This is a genomic window from Mycobacterium kubicae (assembly GCF_015689175.1).
Taxonomy (GTDB): domain Bacteria; phylum Actinomycetota; class Actinomycetes; order Mycobacteriales; family Mycobacteriaceae; genus Mycobacterium; species Mycobacterium kubicae.
This window is the reverse complement of the sequence record NZ_CP065047.1, coordinates 5028151-5044891: the sequence shown is the minus strand read 5'-3', so window position 1 is coordinate 5044891 and position 16741 is coordinate 5028151. Positions and strand designations below refer to the sequence as shown.

Below are 16741 nucleotides of genomic sequence, written 5' to 3'. Positions count from 1 at the left end.
TGACCGGTTCATCGACGGTGTGCTCCTGCCGGTACCGTAGGGATCGCCTTCGACGACGAGTTCGTAAGCCACCTAGTGCCAGTGCTTCTCTGCTCGCGCTCACCGTTGATGCTAGACGCGGCTCCCGATTCGCTGGGCGCCATCGGAGTCGAAGAGTTCTTTGGCCCAGCGTTCGAGGACTTCGGTGCTGTCCCAGTCGTCGGGGTGGAAGCCGGCGCGGGTGTAGGAACGGAAGCGCTGCACCGCGTCCGGGCTGAACAGTGGGGAACGACGGAAGGCTCGAAGGCTGCGCAGTAAGCGCAGTGGGTTGTAGGCTGCGCGGTCACCCGCCAGAGAGCGAGTGGTCTGGATGACCAACTCGGTGAACAAGATGACTGTGGCAATCCGCATTCCCCAGACCCTGGTGCGTTCGGTTCCACCGACCGTCTCGAAGACGTCGAAAGCGACGGCCTTGTGCTCGGATTCTTCTAAAGCGTGCCAGAGCAGAATCGGCCGGACCTCGGTGTCGCCGATCAGCTCTTGTGCCTCGTCGCTGGTCAGAATGATTTCGGCGAACGTCGCCGTGTAGTGCTCAAGGGCAGCCGTCACGGCCAGGCGCATCTTCGGAGAGAATCGCTTCTCGAGCCGGTCAACCAACTTCTTGATGTGCCGATCGATCCCGTCGGTCGGATAGCCCATCGCTTGGAGCCGCTCGTTAAGCAGCCGATGCTGGTGCCGGTGGGTGGCCTCCTGCGCGATGAATCCCTTGACCGCCTCTTGGAGGTCGGGGTCGCTGACCTGGTCACGGTACTGGCGCACCGATCGGATGAAGAAGTCTTCGCCCTCGGGGAACGTTGCCGACAAGGTAGAGACAAAGTGGCTCATCACCAAGTCGCCGTCGACGAAGTGCTGGCGACTGGTCCCAGCAGGCATTGCGAAACGGACACGGCGAGCCTTTGGCAGCACCCTCTTTGCTGGCCGTGTGGGCGACTCACTGGTCATGTGCTACTCCCATCTCCAAGCGGACCTCAATAATCTGACTTTATACCTAGTCAGATTTAGATGACAAACTGTGTCTATGCGTTCAGTCCGGGTGTATCGCGGAGTGTCTGCAGAGCAGCGCCATCAGCACCGGCGTACACGTCTCATCGACGCCGCTATCGAGCTGATCGGTACCCGAGGCGTGGCCGCCACCACCGTGACTGCCGTCTGCGCCGAGTCACGTGTCACCTCGCGTTACTTCTACCAGCATTTCTCCGACCGCGACGCGCTCTTGCGGGCCGTCTACCAGCAGCTCTATGCCACCTTCCAAGACGTAATAGTCCAAGCGATCCCAGACGCCGGCGCGCCACCCGACGTGTTGGCGTATGCCCCCATCCGCGCACTGGTCAACATGATCGAAGACGATCCTCGGCTGGCCCGCATTTTGTTCGTTGAATCCGCAACGGAGCCACTCCTTCGCGAGTTGCGGAGCCAATTGATGGCCGGTTTCGCCGACCTCGTGCTGCGCGAGGCCAGACTTCACCTGGATATCGCCGACTCTGCGGTGGGCGTCGCGCATCTGGCTTCAACCCTCGGTGTCGGAGGACTCTTCGAGGTTCTGCGCCGCTGGCTGGACGGCGAACTGGACTTCAGTACTGATGAACTCGTCCAACACTGCGCAGGTTTCCTGGGCAGCCTCGGCACCTACGTGCTGCTGCAGAACATAGGCGAGGCGCCGGTTCCTGAATCCGGGGCATCGGCAAACGCTCTATCGGCTCGCGGCCACGCCCGGCGATGCTGAGTGCGTGTCCGGTTTGACGCCCACGATCAGGACGGTAGCGTCCCGGGCACGTCATCGACGCTGAGCGCGTGCACCAGATAACGTTCAGCTAGGGTTTCGGCGAGCCGACTGGTGTGTTCGACGATCTCCTCCTGACTTACGTCGAGCAAGCCGGCATGCCAGGCGGTGATCAGCTCGACGAAGCCCCCAACCGCCACCAAGGTGTCCATGCGGAGCGCGGTTTCATCGGCATCCGGTCTCAGATGGGGCTTGCTCGCCGCGACCACGAGGTGCGTCGCCTCTTGCAGGGCAACAGCGCGCCGGTCTTGCAGCGGTGAGCTGCCCACGTGCTGGGTCAGCAAGATCTTTGCCCTGCCGGGATCTTGTGTGATGCGGTCGACCACCATAGAGATGGTCATGCGAATAGTCTCGAGGGGCGGCTGCCCGACGCGTTCTGCGAGGGTCGCGGAAACCTCACCGAGCATCTCGTTCCGTACCCCGTCCCAGGCGGCAACCAGCAACTCGTCGCGGGTCTTGAAGTCTTCATAGAAGTAGCGGTCGTTCAGGCTGGTCCGGGAGCAAACGCCCCTCATGGTGACTGCGGCCCAACCGCTTTCGCTCCAGATCTCGGTCGCGGCATCGATCAGACGCTGCCGACGTTCCGCGCGGCGTTCCGCGCCGGTACGCCCGCCCCATCGTTTCGCCTTCGTCCGCACATTTCCATCTTGACAAAGCAACGTAGGTCACACCAAACTGACGGCATGTGCCCACAATGGTGGCTGGTGCCACCAGTTGCTTTCGAGGCAGCGACGGAATCAACCGTCAGATCGCAGCAACGGCGGATACTCCGATGAGGCTGCTGCCGTTTGGGAATCCCCCCCGCCGGAGTGACCGTGCCGACGCGGTGATCACCGGTGCAGGCAGCGGCATTGGCCGCGCATTTGCCGTCGAGCTGGCGCGCCGGGGCGGCCGTGTGGTGTGCGCCGACATCGACGGCATTCGCGCCAAGGAGACAGCGGACCTGATCTCCAAGCTGGGCGGTCATGGCATCGGCGTTGTTTGCGACGTCTCAGACGAGCATCAGGTCCGGGATCTTGCCGATTCGGCCGAGAAGTGGTTCGGCGGCGCTCCCGGACTGGTGATCAACAATGCCGGAATTGGCGCTGGAGGCAACGTCGTCGGTGCGACATCCACGAGCGATTGGTCCGCGACGTTGTCGGTCAATCTGTGGGGAGTCATCCACGGCTGCGAAGTCTTTGTCCCGCGGCTCCGGGAACGTGGATTCGGAGGGCTCATCAACGTCGCGTCGGCGGCAAGCTTCGGTGCGGCCCCCCGCATGGCCGCCTACAACGTGAGCAAAGCGGGCGTACTCGCGCTGTCCGAAACCTTGGCAGCCGAGCTCAGCGGAACCGGCGTCACGGTGACCGTCCTATGCCCCACCTTCGTCAAAACAAATATCGTCGACAATCCACGCATCGAGGAATCGGCGGCCACGCTAGCCGCCAACTTGATGAAGTGGACCGGCGTATCACCAGAGTCGGTAGCACGAACCACCCTGGATGCGCACGACCGCGGCCAGCTATACGTCCTGCCGCAACTCGACGCCAAAATCCTCTGGCAGCTCAAGAGAACCATGCCGGGTACCTTCACCCACGCGATGGGACTCATCCAGCGAATAACGCGTTGACACAACCTAGGAGGAGACATGGCTTTCGAATACGGCGATATGCTGCAGACGATTAAAGACCGCCAGTGGGCGCTGGCCGACATCGACTGGGACGCACCGGGTGCCGAGTTGATCACCGACGAACAGCGCCCCAGCCTGAAACAGTTCATGTCAGACGTGGTATGGATCGAGCATGTCGGTGCCCGCGCTTTCGCGGCCATGGCCCCCAAGGCGCCGTTCGACGCGTTGGGTGAGATTTACAGGTATTTCCACGCCGAAGAGCAGCGGCACGCCAACGTGGAGCTCGCTCTCATGCATCGCTGGGGGATGCTCGAGGAGGGCGAGACTCCGGTGCCGAACAAGAACATCCGGCTGGTCATCGAATGGCTGGACCGATACGCCGAAGCACTTCCGTTGACGGTGATCGGTGCTGCCATACCGGCTTTAGAAACCGCTCTGGACGGAGCACTGTTGAAGTTTTTGGTGGACGAGGTGTCAGATCCCGTGTGCGGCGAAGTTTTCGCCAAGGTCAACAGCGACGAGTCTCGCCACCTGGCGGTGGGTTTTCAGGTGCTCAACGACCTGGGCGCCAGCCCAATGAGGATCCATGCGATTCAGACGGTGGGAGCTCTTATCGACCCGAGGGTACTTACCGGTGCGTTGCTTTACATCCCGCTGCTGACCCGGATGCTGATAAACCTGAACGCCTGGGGCCTGTCCGAGGAAAGGCTGTACAACGCAGTCACCCGCTACTCGAACGTCGGCGATCGCAGCGAGCACACCCGCCGTGTTCCCCCCTATCACATCCTCAAGGCCCATATGTCTGCCACGATCAAGCACTCCCAACCGCTGCACTTCATCTCGCAGCGCCTCGGTAGGGTGATCGACCACTTCCCCACGCAAGTGCTCGGCAAGACGCCGTCATGGACTGATGAGCTGACCTATGAACCGGTGGCCAGATGAGCGACACGACCAGTGTTCTGATCATCGGAGCCGGCTTTGCCGGACTTGGCACGGCGATCCAACTACTCAAGCGGGGTATCGACGATTTCGTCATCCTGGAGCGCGCGGGCGAGGTCGGAGGAACCTGGCGTGACAATAGCTATCCCGGTGCCGCCTGCGACATTCCGTCATTGTTGTATTCGTACTCCTTCGAACCAAATCCGGACTGGTCGCGTGCGTACTCGGGAAGCAGCGAGATACTCGCCTACATCAAGGCCATGGTCGACAAGCACGCGCTGGCGCGCTTCATCTGTTTCCACGTCAACGTGACCGGCCTGGCGTTCGACGAAGACAGCGGCACGTGGACCGTCGAAACGGATGGCGGGTCAAGCTACCGGTCGCGCACGGTGGTGATGGCAAGCGGCCCACTGGCCAATGCAAATTTTCCTGACATTCGCGGACTGCACAGCTACGCAGGCCACAAAATCCACAGCGCGCGCTGGGATCACGACTATGACATGAGCGACAAACGTGTTGCGGTAATCGGTACCGGGGCGAGCGCGGTGCAGATTGTTCCGGAATTGGTGAAGACGGCGCGATCAGTCAAAGTGTTTCAACGGACGCCCGGTTGGGTGCTTCCCCGGCCTGATTTTCCGCACCCCAGTGTTGCCAAGGCCGCGTTTGGTCGGCTACCGATTCTGCAGAGCGCCGCTCGCCAGGCATGGTTTTGGGCGCACGAAGTCATGGCCGTCGGCATGGTGTGGAACACCCCGGCCACTACCGCCATCGCCTGGGCGGCCAAGGCGAACCTTCGTCGCCAGGTGAAAGATTCGTGGATGCGGCGACAACTGACGCCCGACTTCCGGCCCGGCTGCAAGCGCATGCTGATGACCAGCGACTACTATCCGGCTCTCCGACAGAACAATTGCAAACTCATCACCTGGCCGATCGCGACCATCTCGCCCATCGGCATTCGCACCGCGGACGGCATCGAACACGAGGTGGATTGCATCGTATTCGCGACCGGCTTCGATGTGTGCAAGGCCGGCACACCGTTTCCCATCACCGGCGTGGACGGTCGAAAGCTTGCGGAGGAATGGTCTAACGGCGCCTACGCCTACAAGAGCGTCAGCGTCTCAGGCTATCCCAACCTCTTTTTCACCTTCGGGCCGAATTCCGGGCCAGGACACAACTCGGCCTTGGTCTACCTGGAAGCGGAGATCCGCTACATCGTCGACGCCATCGGCATAATCATCGAAGGCGGTATTCAGACCTTCGACGTCAAAGAGGACCGGCAGAACAGCTATCACGCCCAACTCCAGCGTCGGCTTGCCGGCACGACGTGGAACTCCGGATGCAAGAGCTGGTACCTCACCGAAGACGGCTATAACGGGACCATGTATCCCGGCTTCACCACCCAATTCGCCCGACAACTAGCGAGGGTCGAGCTCGACGATTACTCGATGAGTTCACAGCCCCCTCCCCGCAAGAAGCCCAGGCGGGCGCGGCCCGAGTTGGCCGCGGAGAGTTCGCACGGCGCAAGCAAAGGAGGACGGCAGCGCAACGACGATCGCGTGTCCGTCGACAAGCGCGAAGGTGTTCGTTTCTCGGCGCAAACCGCTTCACCCGAGGCAGCATCACCGCGGATGGTGGATCGTGCTTGAGCCGCGACTGGCTCCGGCTAGGCAGTCGGCGACAGGTGCCTGGCATCAGCCCCCAGATAAGCCAGAAGGACGGTATGGACCACAGCGATAAGCACCGCTTCGAAATCATCGTGATCGGTGCAGGATTCTCCGGGATCGGAATGGGGATAAAACTCCTGAAAGCCGGCTTTTCGGACTTTCTTATTGTCGATGAGGCAGACGACGTAGGCGGAACGTGGCATTGGAACACCTATCCGGGCATCGCCGTCGACATTCCGTCGTACAGCTACCAATTCTCCTTCGAAAAACGGTCGTCATGGTCGCGGACGTATGCGCACGGCAACGAGTTGAAGGACTACGCAAGACACTGCGCGCACAAGTACGGTCTTAGCCCACGAATCCGCTTCGCCGTCAAGGTGACTGAAGCTTGGTTCGATGAGGACGCGACCCTGTGGCGCTTGCACACGGCCGCAGGACAGGACCTATCCGCGCGCTTCGTGATCAACGCCTCGGGCGTCCTGACACGCCCCAAGCGGCCGGATATCTCCGGTGTCGATGATTTCGGCGGGATCACCATGCATACATCCCGCTGGGACCACAACGAAGACATCGCCGGCAAGAGGGTGGCTGTCATCGGAACGGGCGCGTCGGCAGTGCAGTTGATCCCGGCAATCGCGAAAGACGTCAAGGCGCTGACCGTGTTCCAGCGCACACCGATCTGGTGCCTGCCGAAACTGGACTTCCCGGTGCCGCGGCTGGCAAGAGGGTTCCTCAAATACGCTCCCGGCGGACAACTCGCGGCGCGCGCAGCGAGTCAAACCTTCGTCGAAGTCACGTTCCCTGTCGCCGCTCACTTCCACACCGCCATTCCCTTGGCGTCACTCATCGAGCGTGCCGCGTTGCGGTACATGCGCAGCCAGGTGACCGACCCCGCCGTCCGTCAAAAACTGACCCCCCGTTACGCGCTCGGGTGTAAGCGCCCAAGCTTTCACAACGAGTACCTGGCCACATTCAACCGAGACAACGTCCACCTCGAGACCAGTCCGATAAGCCACTTCGATGCCGCCGCCGTCCACACCGTCGACGGCCGATCGCACGAGATCGACGTCCTCATCCTCGCCACAGGCTTCAAAGTGATGGAACCGGAGAACATGCCGACCTATTCGCTCAGGGGGATCGGTGGACTCGATCAAGCCAAGTGGTGGGACGAGAATCGGCTCCAAGCGTACGAAGGCGTCAGCGTGCCCGGATTCCCCAACCACTTCTCCATCTTCGGACCCTATGGATACAACGGTTCCTCGTACTTCACGCTCATTGAAGCCCAGACCAGGCACATCGTGCGATGCCTTCACCATGCGCGGTCCCGGCACGCCAACTACGTCGAAATAACCCGGCAAGCCAACGACCGCTTCTTCGCCGAAATGCTCAAACGCCGCCACCGCCAAGTCTTTTGGCAACCCAGCTGCGCAACCGCCAATAGTTACTACTTCGACAAACACGGCGACGTACCGCTACGCCCGACGACCACCCTCGAATCTTTCTGGCGTAGTCGCACCTTCGACCTTGGTGACTATTCGTTCGAGCGGCGCACCACTGAAAAGGTACTTAGCTCATCGTGACAACCCTTTACTCGGAACAGCATCCGAGCACGGCAAGTTATCTCATCGCGACGTCGGCCCGCGGGATCCTGCGCCCACTGACGCAAGCACTACCGTCTAACCAGTACGGGCTCGCGGTAATGGACCGGGTGCTTCGGGCGGCGCTCATTGCGTCCCGCCCGCGGCGCGGATTGCGAGTTGAACAGGTCGACACCGTCTTTGCTGGCGATCGGGTGAGAGGCGACTGGATCGTTGCCCCGGACGTCGACCCGGACGGGCCGCCGATTCTCTATATCCACGGCGGCGCCTTTTCCATGTGCTCCCCGCAGACCCATCGTGGTCTGCTAGGCGAACTGTCTGCCGCGTCGCTCAGGCCGGTGTTCGCCGTCCGCTACCGCCTGGCTCCGCGATACCCGTATCCCGCGGCCGCCGACGACGCACTGAGGGCCTACCGGTGGTTGACCGGCTCTGAAGAATCGGCGTCAAACCGCACGGTGGCGATCGCGGGAGATTCGGCGGGCGGCCAACTCGCCGTCGCGACCTCGTTGGGCGCGCTCGCACATCGCTCCCCGCCGCCCGATGGCATGTTACTCATGTCCCCCGTCGTCGATCTGACGTGCCAGCTGGCGATGGCACGTGAAACTCGCCGCCGCGATCCTTTCGCATCGGCCCGGTCCGCAACGCGTGCGCTCAGCCTCTATGTAGGCGATGCCCACCCGACCGACCCCCGCGTCAATGTCCTCGCCGCAGATCTCACCGGCTTGCCGCCGACATTGATCCAGGTCGGTGGAAGGGAGATGCTGCTCGACGACTCCCGTCAACTCGCCGAGCGCATGCGCGCCGCAGGAGCATCCGTGCGGCTTCAGGTGTTTCGCGGCCAGATTCACGTGTTCCAAGCCCTGTTTCGACTCTTGCCCGAGGCGCGTCACGCTTTGCACCTCAGCGGAGCGTTTCTCACAGACAGGGCCGAAGACACGTTTCCTTGACGCACGGGCCGAACGCAGGCAGGCGGCTAGCGCGCAGCAACCGCTTTTGTCACGCCCCACCGCGAAGGACCCGTTTGACAAACAGGGCAATTATGTATAACTATTAACATTGGTGGCCCAACTGTAAACAGCTGGTCGATCCTCCATCCCACGACGACCACAGGCCGGGGAGCGACAATGGTTAACCCGCTACACGCACCCGTCGATAAAGCCCGGGAACGGTTATCTTCGGTCATCTTGATTCCCGCGCCGCAACGGGTGGACGACGGACTTCGCCGGTGGAGTCGGCGGTGGCCAGTGCGTGAACTAGCCGCGCCCCCGGCCGGAAGCGGACTGCGACCGGTTCTCGGTGATGCCGGGCTCCCCTTGGTCGGGCACACCCTCGACTACATCCGGTTTGGGTCCGACCTGGGCAGAGAGCGCTACGAACGGTTCGGATCTGTCTCGTGGATGGGAGCGTTCGGCACCAAAATGGCGGTCATCGCGGGCCCCCAAGCTACCCAGGAGGCGCTCACCACCAACGCAAAGGCGTTCTCGCAAGACGGCTGGGCCTTTCTCATCGACGCGTTCTTCCACCGCGGATTGATGCTGATGAGCTTTGACGAACACCTCATGCACCGGCGCATCATGCAGGAGGCCTTCACGCGGCCGCGACTGGCCGGCTACGTCACCCAAGTGACCCCTTGCGTCCGCGCAACCCTGCCCACGTGGCCGACCGGCCCGTCCGTCCGCATGTACCCGCTGTTGAAAAACCTGACCCTCGACATCGCCACCGATGTGTTCATGGGTGGCCGAGGCAAAGACAGCAGCGACGCCATTAACCAGGCGTTCGTCGCTACGGTACGCGCGGCCAGCTCACTCGTCCGCGCGCCGCTTCCCGGCACCCGCTATCGCGCCGGGATCCGCGGCCGACGGGTGCTCGAGGAATACTTCGCCCGGCACTTGCCGGCCGCCCGGGCCGGCAACAGCAATGACCTGTTCGCCGCGCTGTGCCATGCCAGCACCGAAGACGGACAACGTTTCAGTGACTCCGATGTCATCAACCACATGATTTTTCTGATGATGGCCGCTCACGACACATCGACCATCACCACCACCGCGGTAACTTATTACCTGGCAAAGCATCCAGAATGGCAAGATCGGGTTCGCGCCGAAAGCGATGCTCTCGGCGACCGATCACCCGAGATCGACGATTTGGAAGCGCTCAGGTCGCTCGATCTGGTGATCAAGGAATCCATGAGACTCGTGGCGCCGGTCCCGCTAGTCATGCGCAAAACAGTGCAAGACACCGCAATAGACGGCCACTACATTCCCCGCGACACGCTTGTGGCGATCACTCCCGCCGTCAACCATTTCGTCCGCGAAGTCTGGCATAACCCGGATCGCTTCGACCCCTTACGTTTCGACGACCCGCGCCGCGAGGACCAAGCTCACCGCTTCGCGTGGCTGCCCTTCGGCGGTGGCGCGCACAAATGCATCGGCATGCACTTCGGCACCCTCGAGGTCAAAGCGATCCTGCACCAGATGCTGCGCACGTTCACCTTCGGCCTCGACACCGACTACCGCATCCGCTGGGACAACACATCGCTGCCGATCCCGGTCGACGGGTTACCGATCACGCTGCGCCGCCGATGAAGACAGAATTTGCGCGGTTCCTCGCAGCCACCGAATTCCTCGACTGGAAACACGATGCCGTGCAGCAGTTCACCGAATCGGCGACACGCAACGCCACCGATTCCGTCGATAAGGCGTGCCGCATCTTCACCGCTGTCCGTGATTCGATCTGGTACGACCCGTATTCCGTCTCCGACGACCCGCGCCAGTACCGAGCCAGCGCGGTCGCCGTCGCCGAGCGCGCCTACTGTGTCCCCAAGGCGGTGCTCTTGACGGCTGCATGTCGCGCCGCGGGGATTCCGGCGCGGTTGGGTTTCGCCGACGTCCGCAACCATCTACAGACCGCGAGTCTCCGTGAACGGATGGGTGGTTCGGACGTTTTCGTCTACCACGGCTACAGTCAAATACTGCTGAATGGTCGGTGGGTCAAGGCCACACCGGCATTCAACCGCGAGTTATGCGCGCGCTTCCGCGTCGCTCCCATCGAATTCGACGGTCAGCGAGACGCCATGTTGCACGCCTACACAGGCGACGGCTCTCAACACCTGGAATACCTCCATGACCGTGGTGTTTTCGACGACCTTCCCCTCACGGAAATCATCGACGCGCTGCGCGACAATTACGGCGAACTCATCTACGAACCTCCTCCAGTGCCGGACTCATTCACCAACTAGCAGTTTGAAGGATTGTGCCTGTGCAAAGCACCATGCAGGATATCCCCTTGACCGTAGCCTCGATCGTCAGGCACGCGACATCCATCCACGCTGACAGCCAAGTCGTCACGCCGACCGGATCGGGCTACCGCACAACGACCTACGGTGCGCTCAAGCGACGAATCAGCCAGTTGGCCAACGCACTACGGAGTCTGGGCATAACTGACGATCAGCGCGTGGCCACCTTCCAATGGAGCAATCAGGAACACCTGGAAGCCTACTGTGCGGTGCCGTCGATGGGCGCGGTGCTTCACACCCTCAACCTTCGACTCACCGCAGAACAACTTGGCTACATTTCAGATCACGCCGACGACAAGGTCATCATCGCGGACGTCTCTGTGGCACCGCTTCTAGCGAAGGCACTGCCGACGATGTCGTCGGTGCACACCGTGATCGCAGCGGGCGACGGCGACCTGGAGCCGCTGCTGGCCAGCGGTAAAAACGTGCTGCGCTACGAGGACCTGCTTGCTGATCAAGACGGCGAATTCGACTGGCCAGAGCTCGATGAGAGGTCGGCCGCGGCGATGTGCTACACCAGCGGCACTACCGGAAACCCGAAAGGTGTTGTCTACAGTCATCGTTCCACCTATTTGCACTCGCTGACTGGCTGCACACCCAACGTGCTGTCCATCGGTGAAGAAGACCGCGTCTTGGCGATCGTCCCGATGTTTCACGCGAACGCATGGGGGCTGATCTATTCCGCGCTGATGTGTGGAGCCGACCTCGTGCTGCCCGACCGATACCTGCAGGCGGCACCGTTGGTTGCCATCATCGAGGACACGCAGCCGACCGTGGCCGGTGCGGTACCGACGATCTGGAATGACGTGCAGCATTTCCTGGAATCCGAACCGGAGCACGATATTTCGTCGCTACGCCTGGTCGCCTGCGGCGGGTCGGCCGTTCCAAGGTCACTGATGGAGCACTTCGAGAGTGAATTCGGTGTCCCGATCCTGCAGGCCTGGGGGATGACCGAAACCTCGCCGCTGGCAACCGTGGCGCGCGCGCCGAAGGGGACCAACGGCGAGCGCCAATGGGAGCTACGCGCTTGTCAGGGTCGTCCCGTCTGCGGTGTCGAGATTAGGCTGCGTGGCGACGATGGCCGTACCCTGCCCTGGGACGGACGGTCTATCGGCGAGATCCAGGCCCGCGGACCGTGGGTCACCGGCTCGTACTTCGGCGACAACGACTCCGACAAGCTCGACGAAGGATGGCTGCGCACCGGCGACGTGGGTCGCATCGATCAACACGGCTACCTTACGCTTACCGACCGGGTAAAAGACGTCATTAAGTCAGGTGGCGAATGGATTTCCTCGGTCGACTTGGAGAATGCGCTCGTTGCCCATCCAGCCGTGCATGAGGCGGTGGTGATCGGCGTGCCCGACGAGAAGTGGCAGGAAAGACCCTTGGCGTTGATCGTCACGAAGACCGAAACCAGCTTGGATATCAACGAATTGCGGGTCTTCCTGGACGGCGCGGTCGCCAAGTGGTGGATCCCGGAGCGCTGGGCGTTCATTGCTGAGGTTCCCCGAACCAGTGTGGGCAAATACGACAAAAAATTGCTGAGAGCACGCCACGGCGCCGGCGAATACCAGGTCGTGTACTGCGGCTAACCCGAAAAGCCGCCAACGTCGTCAGCAGCACCTAACCGAAAGGACACCATGACAGTCGCCTCACCTTGGCTCAGCCCGGAATTGGAAGCGCTTCGTGATCTCGCCGCAAAGTTCGTTGCCACTGAGATTGCACCCCACTCAGAGCGCTTCGCCGAGCAACACCATGTCGACCGGGCGGTGTGGGAACGAGCAGGCGAGCTGGGCCTGCTGTGCATGTCGATGCCGGTCGAATACGGCGGCGGCGGCGGGACGTTCGCGCACGAAGCAGTTCTGCTCGAAGAGCAAGCTCGAATCGGGGACAGTTCGTGGGGCGCCGGCCTGCACAGCGGCATCGTCGCACACTACATCCTGCACTACGCACGGGAAGACCTGAAAAGGCAGTGGTTGCCCAAGATGGCGTCGGGCGAATTGATCGGTGCCATTGCGATGACGGAGGCTGGAACCGGATCTGACCTTCAAAGCGTGAAGACGCGCGCCGTCCTCGATGGGGACGAGTACGTCATCACCGGCTCGAAGACGTTCATCACCAATGGTCAGCAAGCCGATCTCGTCGTCGTCGTGGCCAAGACCGACCATACCCAAGGCGCCAGCGGTATCTCGCTGATCGTCGTGGAAGCCGATCGCCCCGGGTTCCGGAGAGGACGAGTCCTCAGCAAAATAGGTCAGCGCGGTCAGGACACATCTGAATTGTTTTTCGACGGCGTGCGCGTCCCCAAGACGCATCTGCTAGGCGACACCGAGGGGCAAGGCTTCTTTCAGCTGATGACGCAACTGCCGCAGGAGCGACTTATCGTCGCGGTCGGAGCGGTTGCCGCCATGGAATTGGCCTTGCACCAGACGATCGAATACACGCGCCAACGAGAAGCATTCGGGCGAACGATCTTCGGGTTCCAAAATACCAAGTTCACCCTCGCTGAAGCCGCCACCGAAACAAGGATTGCGCGAGTGTTCCTCGACCACTGCATCTGTCTGCATCTCGACGGTAAGCTCGACGTGCAAACTGTCGCGATGGCCAAATGGTGGACGACGGAACGGGCGATGAAAGTCCTCGACGACTGCCTGCAGCTGCACGGCGGGTACGGATACATGACGGAGTATCCGATTTCGCGTCTCTGGGTTGATCAGCGAGTACAGAAAATCTACGCGGGGTCTAACGAAATAATGAAAGAGATTATTTCGAGGTCGCTTTGACAAGATAGCGACGACCGAACGCCCGGTGTATCAACGCAGATGAGGATCTGCTATTCGAGACAGGCAAGCTCCACTGCAGACAAAAGCCATCCCGGTGCCGTATCGGCGGACACGGCGGATCCGTCAAGCTCCCGCGGTTCCCCCTGGCCTCAGGGCTTATTCGCGGACGAGGAGTGTCCGGCTGCAGCTGTCCTCTCGCCACGATTCGTTCTCACGACGTGAATCCCGGAATCCGGCAACGCCGTCAGCCCACGTTGCCGACCTCGGCGATCTTGATTCCAGTAAGGAAACTTCTCACATGCTGCGTCGGGGGCGTGATGCATCACGTCAAGTTGCCCGCGAAACCTGATCCATGCATCACGTAAGGAATGCCCGCGAAAACGAGGTCAACTGGCGGTCTTGTTCTGGATGCGGATGCCGGATCTGACCTCGGGTAGGGCGGTGGGGATGGCGGCGAGGTAGAGGTGTTCGGTCTTGTTCTTGGCGAGTCTGAGCAGGGCGGCTTGTAGATCGGCGATCTGGCGTGCGATCGCGGCGGGGTTCAGGGTGTCGCGGTAGGCAAGCAGCTCCGATTCTTGGGCTGGCGAGAGGACCCCGGCTGCCAGCAGCCGGTCCAGTGGGGTCATGGGCTCGTCGTAGAGGCGGCGGCGCTGGCCGTCGCGGCCAGCGCCGTAGCCGATGGGTTTGATGGCTCTTCGTAATTCAGAGTGCATTGACAAGTTGGTGGAGTGCTCCGCTGTGTAGTAGTGAGCGCCAACGGTAGTGGGTGAGGTTGCGGAATCCGAGGGCGTTGCGGCGCAATGCTTCCAGGCGGCCGTTGATGGCCTCGGTGGGTCCGTTGGAGACGTGGTGGTCGAAGAAGGCCAGGATGTCGGCGCGGCGGCGCGATAGCGTGCGGCCGAGTTGGGCGATCTCCTCCAATCCGGCGGGTACGCCGCGCCGACTTCCAGGCGGCCGTTGATGGCCTCGGTGGGTCCGTTGGAGACGTGGTGGTCGAAGAAGGCCAGGATGTCGGCGCGGCGGCGCGATAGCGTGCGGCCGAGTTGGGCGATCTCCTCCAATCCGGCGGGTACGCCGCGCCGTATCGACTCGATCAGCCTGGTCATTGCCTTCTTGCCGTGACGTCGGTTCGGGTCGGCGTAGGCGGCGATGATCTTCTGATAGATCAGCCAGGCGACCTTGACGGCGAGATGGTCGTCGCCGTCGAGCACCTCGGTCAGCCGGGTGTATTGGCGTGGGGAGAGCAGCTGCAGGCGGGTTCGGGCGATGCGCCGGATCCCATAGAGCGGGTCACCGGTGTGTCCGCGCCGACCCAGGGTCTGCTGCTGGATGCGTTGGCGGATCAGGTCGAGCTTGGTCCCGGCCAAAGCCACAACGTGGAAGGGGTCCATCACGGTGACCGCGTCCGGGATGACCTCGGTGGCGGCGGTCTTGTAGCCGGCGAACCCGTCCATCGCAATGACCTCCACGGCCCGGGCAAAGTCGGTGGGTTGGGCGGCCAACCACGTGGCCAGTGCGGTCGCTGAGCGTCCTTCGACCAGGTCGAGCAGGCGTGCCGGGCCGGTCTGGTCGTGGGTAGGCGTGAGGTCGATGATCAGCGTGACGAACCCCTCTGTGCCGCGACGCCGAGGCGCCCAGCGATGCTCATCGACACCGATCACCGTCACCCCGGCCAGCCGATCCGGCCCGGTTGTGGCGATCAGGCCGGCGGTCGCACGCATCGCGATGGAGCTGACAGTATGCCAGGACACCCCGAGTTCGGCGGCGATCGCCGAAATGGTGGTGCGGTCGATCATCAACCGCCGCAATACATACCGGGCACAGCGCCGCGTCGTCGATGAGCGCGGGGCCGCCAACTTGCCCAGATCCTGGTTGAACACTGCCCGCCCACACGCTGGCGTTGTGCAGCGGTAGCGAGGTAGGGCACCCTGCAGCACCAGCGGGTAGCCGGCCACCGGCAGATCCGTCAACGGCCGAGTCACAGTGTCGCGGTAGCGGCCCTCCCGGCCGCAGTCCGGACACCTGGCGTCACAGGCCACCGGCCTGCAGAAGATCGTCGTCGTCTTCTCGTCGACCGCGGCGTCGGTGATCGTCACCCCCAACTCGATGGTGCGCATGATCGTGTCGGCAACAACAGACGGCGGGCAGGCAGTAGCCTCAGGCAAGGGTCACCTCGGTGGTGTTGGTGAAGCGGCGTGTAGGAACCTGAATCGTCACCCACCGAGGCCCCACCTCAGCTCAACGACACGAACCCCCACCGCGGATATCCGCCAACCACTGCTGCACGCTCATTTCCGCAGAGCCGGTTTGATGGTGGGCGTCAGGTAGTTGAGCCGGTCGTTGACCAGCCTCCAGAGCCGGTTGAGCACCGCACGTTCCTCGTCGGTGTCATAGCGGTAGTAGAACCCATACTTGCGGACGAGGTGGTTGTTCTTGGACTCGATTGTGGCCTGATCGTTCTTCTTGTACGGCCGCGACCTGGTGAAGAAGATCTCCATCTGCGCAGCCCACTTGATGACGGCCTTGTTGAGGAATTCGGTTCCGTTGTCGAAGTCCAAACCGGTTACCTCGTAAGGTATTTCATGGACACCGGCTTTGAGGGCGCCGAGGATGTGAGTGTGGGCGTTGTTGCGTTCGGTGCGGGTGAAGACCCAACCGATATGCATATCGGTGAGGTTGACGGTCCGGGCGAACTCGCCTTTGAGGGTTGGACCGCAGTGCGCGACGGTGTCGCCTTCGAAGAACCCCGGAGATCCCTCGACCTCGTCGGTTGCCTTGCGGATCTTGATCGAAGACCGCAGCAACGGGGAGGCCTTGGTGGTCGATTTCCCCTTGATCTGGTCGCGCGCCTTGACCGCACGCAGGTAGCGGTCGATCGTCGCGCTGCTCATCGCCAACAGCTCGGCACGCACCTGCGGGCTGTAGCGGTCCACACCTGCGCGTCCGGCCGGGTTTCCAGCAGGCGAGGTACGACGCGGCGACCAATAAACCCGGTACCGCCGGTAACGACATAGCGCATGCAAGCCATCGTGGCGGG

At 62.1% G+C, this 16741-nt stretch carries 13 protein-coding genes and 3 pseudogenes; 10 read left to right on the top strand and 6 right to left on the bottom strand.

Annotation, left to right across the window (positions count from 1 at the left end):
* Nucleotides 1-111 precede the first annotated feature (111 nt).
* Complete coding sequence (locus tag I2456_RS23605) at nucleotides 112-981, bottom strand: metal-dependent hydrolase (protein WP_033712834.1); 870 nt, start codon at nucleotides 979-981, stop codon at nucleotides 112-114.
* Between the two features lie 76 nt (nucleotides 982-1057).
* Here I2456_RS23605 and I2456_RS23600 point away from each other — a divergent pair, with 76 nt between their 5' ends.
* The gene (locus tag I2456_RS23600; protein ID WP_057969459.1) at nucleotides 1058-1762 is read left to right on the top strand and encodes a TetR/AcrR family transcriptional regulator; all 705 of its coding nucleotides are present in this window, start codon (nucleotides 1058-1060) and stop codon (nucleotides 1760-1762) included.
* A 26-nt stretch (nucleotides 1763-1788) separates the two neighbouring features.
* Here I2456_RS23600 and I2456_RS23595 read toward each other — a convergent pair whose 3' ends face one another.
* A complete protein-coding gene (locus I2456_RS23595) occupies nucleotides 1789-2457 on the bottom strand; it encodes a TetR/AcrR family transcriptional regulator (RefSeq protein ID WP_023900852.1) in 669 nt (222 codons plus the stop codon).
* Between the two features lie 134 nt (nucleotides 2458-2591).
* Here I2456_RS23595 and I2456_RS23590 point away from each other — a divergent pair, with 134 nt between their 5' ends.
* From I2456_RS23590 to I2456_RS23550, 9 genes are all read left to right on the top strand, one after another.
* Nucleotides 2592-3428 (top strand): SDR family NAD(P)-dependent oxidoreductase, encoded by an 837-nt coding sequence (locus I2456_RS23590; RefSeq protein ID WP_007168393.1) that lies wholly within the window; start codon nucleotides 2592-2594, stop codon nucleotides 3426-3428.
* Between the two features lie 18 nt (nucleotides 3429-3446).
* Nucleotides 3447-4370 (top strand): hypothetical protein, encoded by a 924-nt coding sequence (locus I2456_RS23585; RefSeq protein WP_007168394.1) that lies wholly within the window; start codon nucleotides 3447-3449, stop codon nucleotides 4368-4370.
* A complete protein-coding gene (locus tag I2456_RS23580; RefSeq protein WP_007168395.1) occupies nucleotides 4367-6013 on the top strand; it encodes a flavin-containing monooxygenase in 1647 nt (548 codons plus the stop codon). Before I2456_RS23585 ends, I2456_RS23580 begins: the two co-directional genes overlap by 4 nt.
* A gap of 74 nt (nucleotides 6014-6087) precedes the next feature.
* Nucleotides 6088-7611, top strand: a complete 1524-nt coding sequence (locus I2456_RS23575) for a flavin-containing monooxygenase (protein ID WP_007168396.1) — start codon at nucleotides 6088-6090, stop codon at nucleotides 7609-7611.
* Nucleotides 7608-8576 carry an alpha/beta hydrolase gene (locus I2456_RS23570; RefSeq protein ID WP_007168397.1) on the top strand — a complete coding sequence of 323 codons (969 nt, stop codon included), beginning with the start codon at nucleotides 7608-7610 and terminating at the stop codon, nucleotides 8574-8576. The genes I2456_RS23575 and I2456_RS23570 overlap by 4 nt, the downstream gene beginning before the upstream one ends.
* A gap of 177 nt (nucleotides 8577-8753) precedes the next feature.
* The gene (locus I2456_RS23565) at nucleotides 8754-10211 is read left to right on the top strand and encodes a cytochrome P450 (RefSeq protein ID WP_033712835.1); all 1458 of its coding nucleotides are present in this window, start codon (nucleotides 8754-8756) and stop codon (nucleotides 10209-10211) included.
* Nucleotides 10208-10864 carry a transglutaminase-like domain-containing protein gene (locus I2456_RS23560; protein ID WP_007168400.1) on the top strand — a complete coding sequence of 219 codons (657 nt, stop codon included), beginning with the start codon at nucleotides 10208-10210 and terminating at the stop codon, nucleotides 10862-10864. Before I2456_RS23565 ends, I2456_RS23560 begins: the two co-directional genes overlap by 4 nt.
* A gap of 32 nt (nucleotides 10865-10896) precedes the next feature.
* Entirely contained in the window at nucleotides 10897-12513 is a 1617-nt protein-coding gene (locus I2456_RS23555; RefSeq protein WP_085981616.1) for a long-chain fatty acid--CoA ligase, read from the top strand.
* 48 nt (nucleotides 12514-12561) lie between these two features.
* Complete coding sequence (locus tag I2456_RS23550) at nucleotides 12562-13704, top strand: acyl-CoA dehydrogenase family protein (RefSeq protein WP_033712837.1); 1143 nt, start codon at nucleotides 12562-12564, stop codon at nucleotides 13702-13704.
* 702 nt (nucleotides 13705-14406) lie between these two features.
* On the opposite strand, the pseudogene I2456_RS28975 reads toward I2456_RS23550, so the two are convergent.
* The 4 genes and pseudogenes from I2456_RS28975 to I2456_RS23525 all read right to left on the bottom strand — a co-directional run.
* A pseudogene (locus I2456_RS28975) lies at nucleotides 14407-14586 on the bottom strand (transposase); the annotation flags it as partial.
* Nucleotides 14587-14708: 122 nt separating this feature from the next.
* Nucleotides 14709-15821, bottom strand: a pseudogene (locus tag I2456_RS23535) (ISL3 family transposase); the annotation flags it as partial.
* Nucleotides 15822-15992: 171 nt separating this feature from the next.
* Nucleotides 15993-16637 (bottom strand): integrase catalytic domain-containing protein, encoded by a 645-nt coding sequence (locus I2456_RS23530; protein ID WP_019731991.1) that lies wholly within the window; start codon nucleotides 16635-16637, stop codon nucleotides 15993-15995.
* Nucleotides 16616-16723, bottom strand: a pseudogene (locus tag I2456_RS23525) (NAD-dependent epimerase/dehydratase family protein); the annotation flags it as partial. The gene I2456_RS23530 and the pseudogene I2456_RS23525, both read right to left, overlap by 22 nt.
* Between the last annotated feature and the right edge of the window lie 18 nt (nucleotides 16724-16741).

What these genes read in the sequence shown, in the direction of transcription:
- I2456_RS23605 (WP_033712834.1), bottom strand. Translation starts at nt 981, where the DNA reads ATGACCAGTGAGTCGCCCACACGGCCAGCAAAGAGGGTGCTGCCAAAG.
- I2456_RS23600 (WP_057969459.1), top strand. Translation starts at nt 1,058, where the DNA reads ATGCGTTCAGTCCGGGTGTATCGCGGAGTGTCTGCAGAGCAGCGCCAT.
- I2456_RS23590 (WP_007168393.1), top strand. Translation starts at nt 2,592, where the DNA reads ATGAGGCTGCTGCCGTTTGGGAATCCCCCCCGCCGGAGTGACCGTGCC.
- I2456_RS23585 (WP_007168394.1), top strand. Translation starts at nt 3,447, where the DNA reads ATGGCTTTCGAATACGGCGATATGCTGCAGACGATTAAAGACCGCCAG.
- I2456_RS23580 (WP_007168395.1), top strand. Translation starts at nt 4,367, where the DNA reads ATGAGCGACACGACCAGTGTTCTGATCATCGGAGCCGGCTTTGCCGGA.
- I2456_RS23575 (WP_007168396.1), top strand. Translation starts at nt 6,088, where the DNA reads ATGGACCACAGCGATAAGCACCGCTTCGAAATCATCGTGATCGGTGCA.
- I2456_RS23565 (WP_033712835.1), top strand. Translation starts at nt 8,754, where the DNA reads ATGGTTAACCCGCTACACGCACCCGTCGATAAAGCCCGGGAACGGTTA.
- I2456_RS23560 (WP_007168400.1), top strand. Translation starts at nt 10,208, where the DNA reads ATGAAGACAGAATTTGCGCGGTTCCTCGCAGCCACCGAATTCCTCGAC.
- I2456_RS23555 (WP_085981616.1), top strand. Translation starts at nt 10,897, where the DNA reads ATGCAGGATATCCCCTTGACCGTAGCCTCGATCGTCAGGCACGCGACA.
- I2456_RS23550 (WP_033712837.1), top strand. Translation starts at nt 12,562, where the DNA reads ATGACAGTCGCCTCACCTTGGCTCAGCCCGGAATTGGAAGCGCTTCGT.